Origin of the sequence: Legionella resiliens (assembly GCF_021344005.1) — a bacterium.
Lineage (GTDB): Bacteria > Pseudomonadota > Gammaproteobacteria > Legionellales > Legionellaceae > Legionella > Legionella resiliens.
The window spans coordinates 485,306-498,710 of sequence record NZ_JAJTND010000004.1 but is presented as its reverse complement, the minus strand read 5'-3'; the positions used below and the strand labels follow the sequence as shown (position 1 = coordinate 498,710).

The following is a 13,405-nucleotide window of genomic DNA, read 5'->3' as shown; positions in this document are numbered from 1 at the left end:
CCTATTTTTAATTACCAGTGGCCGTGATGATGACTACCACCATAAGATGTCACTGTTGTGTGAGGATGGCCGTGATGATGACCATTATCAGAGCATGTTAACAAAGTTTCACTGGTTACTAATGATGATAAAAGAATCGCCACTAAATCATCATCACCGCCTGCTTGTTCTAAACCCTTAGTTATTTCATCAATCTTACTGGGCTCAAAATCCAGCTCTTTAAGTCGAGATGCAAGATCTCCAGGCTTAGAAAAAGCGAGTATGCCGACTTCAGCAGCATGCGCTTTCAATAAAGGTAAATAAGATTCTTTTTTTGCTTGTAAAACTGACGAGCTAGGGCTTGTTTTTTTAAGCAGATTATATCTTTTAATAACGTCATCAACATATTGGATTGCATTTTGATTATCTCTAAGAGATTCACTTTCGCTTTTTTCACCTAACGCCTCATATCGAGATACTAAATCGTTTATTTTCCCTAAAGCATCTTTAAGCTCGGGCGTTAATTTATTTAATGTTGGCATTTTGTCTCCTAGACTAGTTAAATTTCGGGCAAAATATATCATGCATAGACCAACCAATCAACTTTCTGACTCCAATTTAATCAACAATTAACATACTGATTTGACAAAAAAAATTAAATACATCCATCTGTAAGAAGGACTTTTAATTTCCTTTTTACTTGTTATTGGAAGCAACTATTCGCTAGAATCACGATACCTTCATTACTGCTTAGTTTTTCAATGATAGAATTTACCTTGATCCAAAAAATATGTATTTGGGCTATCCCCATTTTGCTTGCCATTACCCTGCACGAGGCAGCTCATGCTTATGTTGCATATCGATGTGGCGATACGACGGCAAAAATGTTTGGTCGATTAAGCTTAAATCCTCTTCGTCATGTGGATCCCATAGGTACCATAGTCATGCCTCTACTAATTGGTGTGCTAACACAATTTAATTTTGTTATAGGTTATGCAAAGCCTGTCCCAATTAACGCGAACCAATTTCACCATCCCCGGCGCGACATGATCCTGGTCACTCTTGCCGGACCATTTTCCAATCTTTTCATGGCATTTTTATGGGCTGCTTGCGACAAACTCGCACTCATTCTCAACCCGCGCACATCGATGGCTATACTTTTTCTTTATGCTACCTCCCAAGCAGGAATATTTATTAATTTGATTTTGGCCGCATTAAATTTACTTCCTATTCCACCTTTGGATGGTAGTCGAGTAGTCAGTAGCCTTTTACCTCCAAGACAAGCTATGGCTTATGCTAAAATAGAGCCTTTTGGATTTTTTATCCTTATTATTTTAGTGTTTACCGGAGTTTTAGGCATGATATTAACTCCGATAATTAATCTGGGACTCATCACACTCAGTGCCATTTTTAAAATATGAACGTCAACTTATTATGAATATCCTTGCTGATGCCTCTCTTCCAGGATTAGATCAGGCTTTTCCTATGCCCTTTCGCCTAACGCGATATCATCATTTTGATGAGATTGCGGGATTACTTGTGGGACAAGATGTTCTGCTTTGCCGTGCTAATCTAAAAGTAAACCAATTTTTATTAAAAAATCATTGTTTGCGCTATGTTGCTACTGCAAGCAGTGGAACGGATCATCTGGATCACTTTTGGCTAAATTCTCAAAACATTCAAATTATTGATGCAAAAGGCTCCAATGCACGAGCTGTTGCTGATTATGTCGTTGCCTGTCTTGCTTTTCTGGAGCAACAACAACCTTTTAGTGGGAATAAAGCAGGCATTATTGGCCTGGGAAAAGTAGGAGCTCAAGTTGCTGTACGTTTGCAAGCAGCTGGTTTTGAAATCTTAACTTACGATCCACTCAAAGCAGAACGTGATCCCGCTTTTCAAAGTTGTACTATCGAGGAATTGTATTCGGTTGATCTGCTGTGCATCCATGCTGAATTACATAATAGTCCCCCCTATCCCAGTGCTCATTTGATTAATCAGGATTTTCTTGCTCGATTAAAATCAGGCTGTGTCATTGTGAATGCCGCTCGTGGTGGAATTGTCAATGAGGAAGCACTCCTCCATTCCTCAAAACCATTAATCTATTGCACCGATGTGTATCTTAATGAACCGGATATCGATACACGGATTATTAATCAATCCACAATATGCACCCCTCATATTGCAGGTCATAGTGTTGAGGCAAAATACTCTGCGGTTGCTATGGTGAGCGTCGCTTTGCACCAAATTGCTGGTCTGACTCCCCCACAACTTGCAGTCCCCGCACTGCCCCGTGACTTGGTCTTGGAAAAAGACAACTTATGGCATGAGCTTATATTAAAAATTTATAACCCTCTTGAAGAAACATTATCCCTAAAGCATGCTTCAGATAAAAAAGTCGCTTTCTTAAATTTGCGTAAAAATCATCAAACACGTCACGATTTCTCTCAGTATTTCGAGGAGTCAATGTTGAATTATAAAACTAAATTATTATTGGGTATGTAAGAAATAAGACAACCAAATAATTTCAAATTGTTTACATAATAATACGCTTAAATCCAGTGCTTCTTTACACTTAGCAAGCTTGAGTCAAAATGGCCCAGGTTTTCGAGCATTGGAGCATGGAGAATCAGGATGGTTTGGCCAAGATAGCAGGAATGTAAATAGGTCCTAAACTTGTCCCATTGTAAATTAGTAAATCAAATGATACTCTTTTTCCGATTTTTACAAAAAAAACAAAGGAGTATGTAAATGTCTTTAGGAGTAAAATTTTCTACCTTTACAGTAGCATTGGTTCTTGCTGGTTCTGCCTTCGCAAATAATACCTGTCCCGATTTGAGTGATCTTCAAGCAGAAGGAATCTCAGAGGCTCAACAGATTGGTAATAACTATTTCATGGGATTCACTATCAGTCAATTCAATTCAGCTACCTGGGGCTTTGCTATCGGACCAGTAAAAGCAGATGCAGAAGATGATGCATTAGATGCGACAAATGCAATTTTAAATAATATGGCTACTCCTGGATTTCCTTTGGAACTGGATCATGACACATTGATTTGTTTGTATGACACAGGCAATCCCTATATTTATTCTGTTGCCATTAGAGATTACGCAATTAGCCCAATGAAATTAAAACAACACTTGCTAAAAGCTCATAAGTAAAAATAGATATTTGCTCGGTCTGGATAAAAAAATCCAGCTCGGGATCAACTTGGAATAATTAGATTTAACAAGGAGTTTTATTATGTCTTTAAAAACCAAATTAATTTCTTTTGCAGCTGCAATGGTCCTCACAGGATCTGCTTTTGCTGATGAACCAGTCTGTCCTAAACTGAGTGATATTCAAGCTGTAGGCATCACGATGGCTTCTCAACTCGCTTACAATTATTATATTGGCTATACAGTCAATAACTACAATACTTCTTCCAGCTGGGGATTCGCTATTGGGCCGGTAGAAGCTGACTCTGAAGAAGATACAATCGATATCACCAATGATATTTTAGCTGATTTAACATCCCCAGGGATTCCTGAGTCAGGTAAAGGCGATGATGATTTAGTTTGTATCTATGAGACAGGCGATCCGAATTTATTTGCAGTAGCAATCAAAGGCTATGAAGAAATGTCACCGATGAAGTTCAAACGATATATACATAAATAGAATGTAGCCGGAGAAGCATTCTGAATCTCCTACACATCGCTGAAAAACCAGTCCCGCGGACTCCGCGGGGCGTAGGCAGTGATGTGATCAAAAGACACGAGAAGAATCGCGGATGCCGGAACAATGTGTAACCATAACACCTCGTTTATAGTTTATCTAGGGTCTACAGGTAATTCGCTGGATTGAGCTAAATAATGCGTTTTAGAGTGCATGAAGTATGGGAGTATCTCAGCGCTTAAAATCCCACCATTTTGGCCAAGATAGTAGAATTGCCTCCAGATCTTATTTACCTCTGCATTAATTTTTTTACTACATCCTGATCTGAAAAAGCATGTTTTATCGTGCCAATTTGTTGATAGGCCTCGTGTCCTTTTCCTGCAATTAAAATAACATCATGTTCCTCTGCTTTATTTAAAGCATATGCAATTGCTTCTTCACGATTAACCAGTTGAATGACATTCGATGAATTTGAAATACCCTGTGCTATCTCATCAACGATAACCTGTGGATCCTCTGTACGTGGATTATCACTAGTAATGACGATTTGATCAGCAAGTTTACTTGCAACCTTTCCCATCACCGGCCTCTTGGTCTTATCCCTATCGCCACCACAACCAAATACCACCCATATTCGACCTTTTTTTAATTGATTTAAGGTAATTAAAGCATTCTCTAGAGCATCAGGAGTATGTGCATAATCAACAAGCACATAGGGCGCATTGGCCACAATTTCCATTCGCCCAGGAGCTGCTTTTAATTGAGTCATCACTTCGACAACCTGGGCAGGTGCATAGTCAGAAGCCAATAAACTGCTAAATATGGCCAAGCTATTATATATATTAAATTGGCCTAGGGACTTTATCCTGAATTGATGCTGTCCCCAAGGTGAATGCACTTCAATTTCGGTACCTTTTATATCCATAAGCCAATTTACAGCTTTCACATCACAATCTTGATGTATCCCATAAGTTAACTTTTTAGCATGGGACTTAACAGCAGCAGACATTATTTTTTGATATTCATCGTCTTGATTAATAATTGCCCATTTTAATGATTCTCTAGCAAATAATAATGCCTTGGCATTCGCGTAATTTTCCATATTGAGATGGTAATCCAGATGATCAAGCGTTAGATTCGTAAATATAGCCTGCTTAAATTCAACAGCATCTACGCGATGTTGTGCCAGTGCATGAGAGGACACTTCCATGCATACTTGTCTCAGACCTTGATTTTTATAGTGATGTAATAGCTTTTGTAAACAAAGTGAGTCAGGAGTTGTATTATCCAATAATTGAAGTTTATCAACATTGCCTTGACCAATAGTGCCTATGTAGGCTGCTCCCTGTCCTAATAAATGATGAGCCTGAGCTAATTGATAGGCGATGGTTGTCTTCCCATTGGTTCCAGTCACTCCAGTTACAGTTAAAAAACGACCAGGATCTTCATAAAACTGTTTTGCAATGGGTGCAAGTTGTGTCGCTAAGTCAGGGACAGGAACACAAGGAACTGATTCGGGTAATACGCAACTCTTGGGAAAATGGATAGGATCATAAGCAACAGCGACCGCGCCTGCAGAAACAGCCTTATTTATAAATAAACGACCATCAGCTGCTGCACCAGCATAAGCTACAAACAAATCCCCTGGTTGAATACGACGACTGTCATTTTCTAAACCGGCAATAGTACAATCTGAATTAATGTGTTGCATCCATGGTTTCAATAATTGTGAGAGTTTCATCACTTGATTCCTAATAATTCTAAAAATAGCCTGGGTGAAGCGCCTGAATCTTCTACACATCTCTGAAAATCCAGTCCTGTTCTGCTCTCCTACGTCCCGCGGCTTGTCCGCGGGATCCAGGAGATCTGCACTAAAACACTGGACCCCGCGGACAAGCCACGGGGCGTAGGCGGAGATGCGCTCAAGAGACAGGTGAAGCGCAGCGGAATCCGGAGATGCAGTATTTCCGAACCCGAGTTCCGCTGCGCTTCACCCAGGCTACATTATAACAAAACCTTTACCTTATGATCGAATTTTATCCTACCAACTCATCAGTTGGTATATTAAACAATCGTAAAGCTCCTGACATAACTTTAGCAAACAACGGAGCTGCAACTGCTGCAGCATAATAACTTTTACGAGAAGGTTCATGAATGATAACGACCACAACAAATTTTGGTTTTGAAACTGGCGCAATTCCTATAAAACTTGCGGTATATTTTCTATCTTTGTAACCATCTTTTCCTGCTACACGTGCCGTCCCTGTTTTTCCTGCTACACGATAACCAGGCACTCTTGCTGATTTTCCAGTACCATCTTTACCTAAAACAGCCTCCATCATGGATAAAACCTGTTGTGCTGTTTCGGGTTTCATTACCTGCACGCCTGGAGTTGGTGGATCATTATGCAGTAACGTTACTGGAATCAATTTGCCTAGATTTGCAAAAACCATATGCGCTTTGGCTAATTGTAACGCGGTTACCGACAAGCCATAACCAAAACTCACAGTAGCCAACACAAAAGGATTTGCATCTTTGACATGAACGATACCCCCTTCACTTTCTCCCGGACAAGTACTTTCAGTTCGTTGTCCAAAACCACAACGCTGCAGCAATCCAATTAATTGCTCTGGAGGACTGGCTAAAACCATTTTTGTTACCCCGACATTACTTGAATGTTGTAATACACCAGTTACATCAAGGATACCGTAATTATGAACATCACGAACTGTATGACCATGAACAATCATCCAACTCGGATTCGTATCAATAATCGTCGATGGTGTAAATAGACCGGTTTCCAAAGCGCTGGCGATACTAAATGTCTTAATGACTGAACCCGGTTCAAACGTATCGGTAACCGCCCTATTTCTATAAGTATCTTTATCGTAACCTCCCCGCGAATTGGGATTATAGGATGGAACATTCGCCATAGCTAAAATCTCGCCATTTTCCGTGTCAACAACTACAACAGAACCCGATTTTGCAGCAAATTCTTCAACTGTTTTAGTGAGTTCGCTATAGGCCAAATATTGTAAACGGCGATCAATACTTAAAGTCATATCACGCCCAGGGCGAGGTTGTTTTATTACACCTAATTCCTCAATAACTCTTCCTAAACGATCTTTAATTACCCTTTTCTTGCCAACAACACCCTTCAACCAATCTTGATAAGCAAACTCAACTCCTTCCAAGCCTTGATCATCGACATTGGTAAATCCGACTAACTGAGAAATACTGTCTGAATCAGGATAATAACGTTTGAATTCTTTTTGAAAGTTAACGCCTGGGATTTTTAATGCTTTTATTTTTTTAGCTAATGGAGGCGGTAATTGTCTTTGTAAATAGAGAAACTCTAATTCTTTATTTTCTGCATCTACTATTTTTCTGCTTAGCTGCTGGGGAGTTAAATTCAGATATTCTGCCAAGGACATAAATTGTTCTTTATCGGGTGAAAACTCTTTGGGATTTACCCACACCGATTCCACAGGAGTGCTAATTGCCAAAGGGGTACCATTCCTATCCATAATCATTCCTCTATGAGCAGGAATGTCTACAACACGTAAACTACGAGCATTACCTTGGCCTTGTAGAAATTGACGATGGAGTACAGTCAGATCCACCATACGCCAAATCAAAATGAATAAGAGCAATAAAAAAAAAGTAGATACTACAATCAGTCTGTTTAAATGAGTTGAGTTTTTCATGGATATTTATCCATCTGTAGCCAGGGTGGAGGCAAGTACCATAACCCAGGTTATATTGCACAAGAACTCCCAGGTTATAGCCTTGTCTCCACCTAGGCTACGTTACTAAAACTAAATGGCAATGGTACTCGTTTAAAACAAAAACTTCTACTGCTGTGCTTGTAACCAATAAGTATTTTTAGATGTTGGCAAAAGCATCTGTAATTTTTCAGTGGCCAGCTCTTCTACGCGCGCCGGTCTAGCCAGGCTTGCTTGTTCTAGAAGTAACTGCCCCCATTGCAGCTGTAAATAGTGTGTTAACTGTTCTTGTTGTTCCACCTTATTTAAAGTCACCCGATATGAGTTGGTACTGTATACAACCGCCAAAGCACTCACTAATACAGCAACTAATAATATAATCAGCATGTATAATGATTTTGACATATGCATATCTGCCAGTTGACCATTAAATAAAGTACCTTGATTGATTACTCTCGCTGCAGCGTTCATGCTAATTTCTCCCCTATTCTAAGTACAGCACTTCGAGATCTGACGTTCTCTTTTACTTCTATTTCTTGTGGCATAATCGCCTTACCTATTCTTTTAAAATTTGTCTTTAGGGCTTCGTAACGAATGGGCACCTCAGGAGGGGGTTTGGCTCCCTGTTCTTTATCGCGCATAAATTGTTTGACGATGCGATCCTCAAGGGAATGAAAACTAATCACCGCCAATCTTCCTTTGGGAGCCAGAACATTAACGCATTGCTCCAGACAACTCTTTAAATCGTTTAATTCTTGATTTATATAAATGCGTATTGCTTGAAACACGCGTGTTGCTGGATGTTTGTGTTTTTCCCATTTGGGATTTGCTTCCTTCACAATTTCTGCCAATTGCAACGTTGTAGAAATAGGCGCAATGTTTCTGGCAGCAACAATTGCCTTTGCAATACGTCCTGCAAAACGTTCTTCCCCATACAGCTTGAAAACAGAAGCCATTTCTTCTGCTTCGGCTTCATTAACAAACCGTGCAGCACTTATGGGTTGAGATAAATCCATACGCATATCCAAAGGTCCTTGCTGCATAAAACTAAAACCTCTTTCTGGATTATCCAATTGTGGTGAAGACACGCCCAAATCCAACAAAATACCATCTACTTTTCCCAAGACACCCACTTCAGTAGCAAACTCCTGAATTCGTGCAAATGAACCTTGAAATATATGAAAACGCTTATCTTGACTAAAATGATCTCTGGCGTAGGCAATCGCTTCCACATCTTTATCTATGGCATATAAACGACCTTGATCATTTAAATGTCGCAAAATTTCTCTGCTATGGCCTCCACGACCAAAAGTGCCATCAAAATAGATCCCACCGCTTTTAATGGCTAGACCTTCTATTGATTCATGAAGTAATACTGATTGATGCGTTGCCATTTTTGTTTCCATTACAAAGAAAACGTTTTCATTTCATCGGGTAACCCACCAGTTCCGGAACTTTCCTCAGCCAACCATTGCTCACGTCGGGTTTCCCAAAGATCCTTACTCCATACTTCAAATTTATTACCTTGACCTATCATCACTACATCTTTTTCCAATTGCGCATAATTTCTTAAAACTGTGGGTAATAACACCCGGCCATTTGCATCCACTTCAACATCGGTCGCATGACCAATTAGTAAACGCTGTATTCTGCGTGCCGCAGCATTAAAGCTAGGTAATTTTTGCAAATTATCTTCAATGATCTGCCACTGAGCTGCGGTATAGAGAAGCAAACATGTTTCCTCAGTATCAATAGTCACTACCAAAGGAGTTTTTTCTTCAGCTCCCAGCGCGGCTCGATAACGCGTAGGGATAGCTAAGCGCCCTTTAGTATCAATGGTAATGGCATTTATTCCACGAAACATGGTTTTCTTTTATGCGGAAGTTTTTATCTTCCACAATTCTCCACTTTTTTATTATTTTACCCCACTTTTATACACTATAGAAACACATTTCTCCATGCGTCAAGATAAAAACCCACTTTTTAGATAATTTATTTAAGGCGCATGGGAAAAATGATTAAAAACAGATCTTTATTTAAAAATAATGAACATATTTTGAAAGGCTTTTCGAAACTCGCTGGAATGAGCCAAGTACGAGGCGTCTGCGTATAAAGTACATTTCTTATGTTTTGTAATTTAATTTTTTTGAAATTATCTGTAACTTACCCAAGAAAAGAATAAAAAAGAAACAACAAAGATGAGTTTTCTTTCTGCTGATAATCTATTTAAAATTAATTATTCATTAAAGCAGCCAATCTTATCCCTTGCAAAACCAAATCAGGAACGAGGCGATCATATAATTCCTGTTTTTCAAATAAGGAAGCAAATCCACCTGTTGCCAAAACCAATGCTTTCTCCGCCTCAAAAGCCTCCTGATTCAAGCGTTGAATCAATTCGCGGCAAGCACCAATAGCACCGTAATAAACACCCGATTGAATGCTCTCTATGGTCGAGCGTCCGACTGAATTTTCAATTTTTATGATTTCTACAGCGGGTAACTTCGCTGTATTTTTGGATAAAGCATCGACTGAAAGTCTAACTCCTGGCAAAATAGCGCCTCCCATATATACTTTCTGTGCGCTAATGACACAAAAAGTAGTTGCAGTGCCAAAATCAATAATAATTACGTTTTGGTTTGGATAGATATGTGTTGCTGCAATTGCATTTGCAATTCTGTCAGCACCCACTTCTATGGGATTACGATATTTGATATTTAGACCCGTTTTAACTCCCGCCTGTAACAAAAAAGGCTCTAAAGAAAAATATTTAACACAGGCTGCACGCAATGAATAATCAATTTGAGGGACAACAGAACAAATACCAATTTGTTTAATTGCTTCAGGAGAACAATTATTTTCTCGCAAAACACTTTTCAAAAAGATGCCCAATTCATCAGATGTACTTATTTTAGATGTATGACGAAAACGAAGCTTGATCTCTTCTCCATCAAAAACTCCACCATAGATATGAGAATTTCCAACATCAATACAAAGAATCATAATGCCAAGCATCCAGTTTAAAAAACATGATAGTAAATTGCGATGTTCATATTAGCAAGTTGTTCGCTAGAAAAAATGAAATTCGCAAATTAAAAATTTTAGTAAAAAAAGAAAGTGTTTTGATTTAGTTCTACAATAGAATTTAGATGGGTAAGTTTTCTACGTGAGTGGCTATTGTTGCTGTTCCATATTAAATTGTTTGTCTTCTTCCGGCGATGCATTGTCTTGTTTTGGTGAAACTAAAAAGCTTAAATCGGTCAGTCTTTTACTTTGTTTTAAAATAGCTATTAAAGGTTCAGAAGCATATAAGGCAGCTTTTTCTTCTTTTGATATGATCAGCGTACCCTCTTTTACTTCATCAAGCGCTTCTTCAAGTAAGGGGAGTACTTTATCCATGCTAGAAAATTTGTCGAATAAACATCTTAAATCACCATGAGGACATTCCTCCATTTGGGCAATTACTGCTAAATTTTGAAAAAATTTTAAAGTTTCTCGATGATTCTGAGTTTCAACGATTGCTGATAATCGAGTATCTAGTTTTTCCATCTCAAGGGCATCGTCTTTTAATTCTTGCAACCTCTTGCTTGCGTGTATTCCAAATAGTTTCCTCGTTGCTTTTAAAGTAGAATCCTCATTTTTTGCTTCAGCTGATGGAGAAGTTTCATTATTCATAGGACCTTTGTATTCATCTGTTAATGATAATGAGGATTGATTTTCTAATGAATCGTCTGGGTTAAGAGAAGGCTCCGGGGATTCCTCATTTTCATTTGTTTTGGAATTCCACAGCCCTAGTTTTTTTATTTGGGAACTAACTATTGGAGCAAGCAGGGAAACAGCAACCCGCCCCACTACATAAAGAGCACCTAACCCTGCACTGCCAGCAACAATACCAAGACCAACAGGAGGGAAAAATAGACTCAGTGCTAAACCAATAATAGCCACGGAAGTAAGGGCTGCAGTGACACCTCTATCCATAAATGCAGCAGTTCCCAGACCTTTAAGTGTTTGCTCATCCTCCAGCTTTTTATTGTAAAGCTCCTGTAGTTCGTCTTTTGCAACCTGATGCTTAGCATTTAAGTCTTCAATCTCTTTACAAATAGCCTTGGCCCTTTCCTCATAATCCTGAGCATTTTTATCCAGCTTTTTTAATTTCAAGATCAACACTTGAGCATTTTTCCGCATATCCTCTAAATAGTCCTCCTTGGTCTTTATTTTTTCTGTAGTTTCTCGTAACGATTTTTGAATGGTGTAACGTTTATAAATCATATGCCCTATAGAAACCAAACTAAGTATCAAAGTTAAACTGGCCATAGCCAAGGCAATAGGAGGGGCTGCTGCAGGAACCAAAATAGCAGTTAAGGTCAAACCCAATAATAAAGCGGAATAAGCCCAACGCGCATTATTAGATAGCGTAAAAGGCGGGCGCTCTCTAGCAATAAGTGCAAAGAAATAAATCAAAGGAATACGAACAAAATTAACAGCTGCAACTCCTAGGCCGGCATAGTGGAAGCCAGCACTCGCTCCCTGCAAAGCTTGAGACGTATCACCCAGACTTTTGATTAGAGCTGTAGTTGCAGTCCCGGAACTTCCTAAACTTTGTAATAAACCAGAAAGCAATGGAATCTTCTCTATAAGTAATCTAAGTATAAATTTTTTTTGTTCCGGGGCCTCGGGCGTAATCTGCACTTTCTTTGACATTTCCTCTGCAAGATTTTGCCCTCTAAGAATCCTTTCTATCAAATCATCTGGTAATTTTTCTGTGCTCATTTTGATTTTACTTTATATGACTGTTTCTATTAAATATAGCTCAAATATTATGGCCCCATTAAATTACGATATAATTGATTTTCAGTTAGGATTTTATTTTTATTATTAAAAATTGGCATCGTCAGAGTATCTTTATAAAAAAAACCCTGCAAATGCAGGGCAGTAGTGGAGATTATCACCTTTATTAAGGTCAATTTTGCATCAAAAATTACTATCTAATGTCAAATTGACTAGTAAGGTTTAACAATAACTGTAGTACCAATATCAGCAAAATCCTGGTTTAACCATTTTGCTGCACTGGGTAAAACACGGATACAACCATGGCTTGCATTGTAGTTAGGTACTTCGTACGCTGCATGAATAGAATAACCTCCATGGAAATGCATACAATAGGGCATTTTTGCACCGCCGTTTGTTTCTAATGGATAAATACTGGAAGTACATTCTTCACCTTTTTTAGAATAGATGCGGAATGTTCCAGTTACCGTACGACAGGGTTTACCTGCATCTTCGCAAAAATCTTTACCCCCCGAAGCACTACCGGTATTTACCCTATTACCTTCTTTATCGTAAGCCGCCCACGCCGTTGCTCTAGGATCGAATACAATCACTTTTTTCCCTGTTGCTGGTCTTTTCGCAGGAAAGTAATTAGAACCCTTGTGGTCAGACTTCATACTCATCGTATAATGCGTGTGTCCTGCATCATCAACGATAGGGACTGATCTATCCATGGAAGCACAGGATGTTGCTAAAGCACACACTGGAACTAACACTAGATATTTTTTCACTTTATTTCTCCCTCTTTTTTTTATATTTATCGGGAGATTTAAAAATAGGTTTAGGTTTTTTTATAAATTTTTTTTACATTGTGTATTTTTTATTTACTCAGCGCTTATTTAATGATTACTTTTTTGGTTGTTTTGGGAGCATAAATTGGATAGCATTCATTAACTGTGCATCAGTACATTCAAAACATCCTCCCCGAGGCGGCATCGCGTTTAACCCCTCATCAGTATGTTTAAAGAGCGCGTCCATTCCCTGTTTTAAACGTATTTTCCAATCTGCTTTCTCACCAATTCTAGGAGCTCCTATAGGAATTAATGGTTTGCTCGCATGACAATTGACGCAAAAATGATTGTAAATTTGTTCGCCTTCATCTTTGGTACCACTAATTGCTTTCAAGAACTCTTGGGGGTGATGGCTTTCTGCATGAACCGGTGATTGGAATATCAATAAAATCACGGCATATACAATGAAATGAATCATCATGGAATACTCTCCT

General features: G+C 38.8%; 14 protein-coding genes. 4 read left to right on the top strand and 10 right to left on the bottom strand.

Annotated elements, in window-relative coordinates; all coding sequences use genetic code 11:
* Positions 1–11: 11 nt before the first annotated feature.
* Positions 12–521, bottom strand: coding sequence for a coiled coil protein (locus LXO92_RS07660; protein ID WP_182352074.1), 510 nt, complete (start codon positions 519–521; stop codon positions 12–14).
* Between the two features lie 219 nt (positions 522–740).
* Between LXO92_RS07660 and LXO92_RS07655 the strand changes: the two genes are divergently transcribed.
* The 4 genes from LXO92_RS07655 (at position 741) to LXO92_RS07640 (ending at position 3,634) form a co-directional block, all read left to right on the top strand.
* A complete protein-coding gene (locus LXO92_RS07655; protein WP_182352073.1) occupies positions 741–1,400 on the top strand; it encodes a site-2 protease family protein in 660 nt (219 codons plus the stop codon).
* A gap of 13 nt (positions 1,401–1,413) precedes the next feature.
* Positions 1,414–2,481, top strand: a complete 1,068-nt coding sequence (locus LXO92_RS07650) for a 4-phosphoerythronate dehydrogenase (protein ID WP_232890913.1) — start codon at positions 1,414–1,416, stop codon at positions 2,479–2,481.
* A gap of 246 nt (positions 2,482–2,727) precedes the next feature.
* Positions 2,728–3,138 carry a DUF4949 domain-containing protein gene (locus tag LXO92_RS07645; RefSeq protein WP_232890723.1) on the top strand — a complete coding sequence of 137 codons (411 nt, stop codon included), beginning with the start codon at positions 2,728–2,730 and terminating at the stop codon, positions 3,136–3,138.
* A gap of 82 nt (positions 3,139–3,220) precedes the next feature.
* Positions 3,221–3,634, top strand: coding sequence for a DUF4949 domain-containing protein (locus LXO92_RS07640; protein WP_232890722.1), 414 nt, complete (start codon positions 3,221–3,223; stop codon positions 3,632–3,634).
* A gap of 286 nt (positions 3,635–3,920) precedes the next feature.
* Here the strand turns inward: LXO92_RS07640 and LXO92_RS07635 are convergent, their stop codons facing one another.
* From LXO92_RS07635 to LXO92_RS07595, 9 genes are all read right to left on the bottom strand, one after another.
* On the bottom strand, positions 3,921–5,372 hold the full coding sequence (locus LXO92_RS07635; protein WP_232890721.1) for a UDP-N-acetylmuramoyl-L-alanyl-D-glutamate--2,6-diaminopimelate ligase: 1,452 nt from the start codon (positions 5,370–5,372) through the stop codon (positions 3,921–3,923).
* Between the two features lie 295 nt (positions 5,373–5,667).
* The gene (locus tag LXO92_RS07630; RefSeq protein WP_182352069.1) at positions 5,668–7,338 is read right to left on the bottom strand and encodes a peptidoglycan D,D-transpeptidase FtsI family protein; all 1,671 of its coding nucleotides are present in this window, start codon (positions 7,336–7,338) and stop codon (positions 5,668–5,670) included.
* 147 nt (positions 7,339–7,485) lie between these two features.
* Entirely contained in the window at positions 7,486–7,827 is a 342-nt protein-coding gene (gene ftsL / locus LXO92_RS07625; RefSeq protein ID WP_182352068.1) for a cell division protein FtsL, read from the bottom strand.
* Positions 7,824–8,750: a 16S rRNA (cytosine(1402)-N(4))-methyltransferase RsmH gene (rsmH, locus tag LXO92_RS07620; protein ID WP_232890720.1), complete on the bottom strand. Its 927-nt coding sequence runs from the start codon at positions 8,748–8,750 to the stop codon at positions 7,824–7,826. The genes ftsL and rsmH overlap by 4 nt, the downstream gene beginning before the upstream one ends.
* A gap of 11 nt (positions 8,751–8,761) precedes the next feature.
* On the bottom strand, positions 8,762–9,220 hold the full coding sequence (mraZ, locus tag LXO92_RS07615) for a division/cell wall cluster transcriptional repressor MraZ (protein ID WP_058388522.1): 459 nt from the start codon (positions 9,218–9,220) through the stop codon (positions 8,762–8,764).
* A 368-nt stretch (positions 9,221–9,588) separates the two neighbouring features.
* The gene (locus LXO92_RS07610) at positions 9,589–10,356 is read right to left on the bottom strand and encodes a type III pantothenate kinase (protein ID WP_182352066.1); all 768 of its coding nucleotides are present in this window, start codon (positions 10,354–10,356) and stop codon (positions 9,589–9,591) included.
* A 171-nt stretch (positions 10,357–10,527) separates the two neighbouring features.
* Entirely contained in the window at positions 10,528–12,123 is a 1,596-nt protein-coding gene (locus LXO92_RS07605) for a hypothetical protein (RefSeq protein WP_182352065.1), read from the bottom strand.
* 230 nt (positions 12,124–12,353) lie between these two features.
* Positions 12,354–12,911, bottom strand: a complete 558-nt coding sequence (locus LXO92_RS07600; RefSeq protein WP_182352064.1) for a L,D-transpeptidase — start codon at positions 12,909–12,911, stop codon at positions 12,354–12,356.
* 115 nt (positions 12,912–13,026) lie between these two features.
* Positions 13,027–13,392 (bottom strand): c-type cytochrome, encoded by a 366-nt coding sequence (locus LXO92_RS07595; RefSeq protein ID WP_182352063.1) that lies wholly within the window; start codon positions 13,390–13,392, stop codon positions 13,027–13,029.
* Positions 13,393–13,405: the final 13 nt, after the last annotated feature.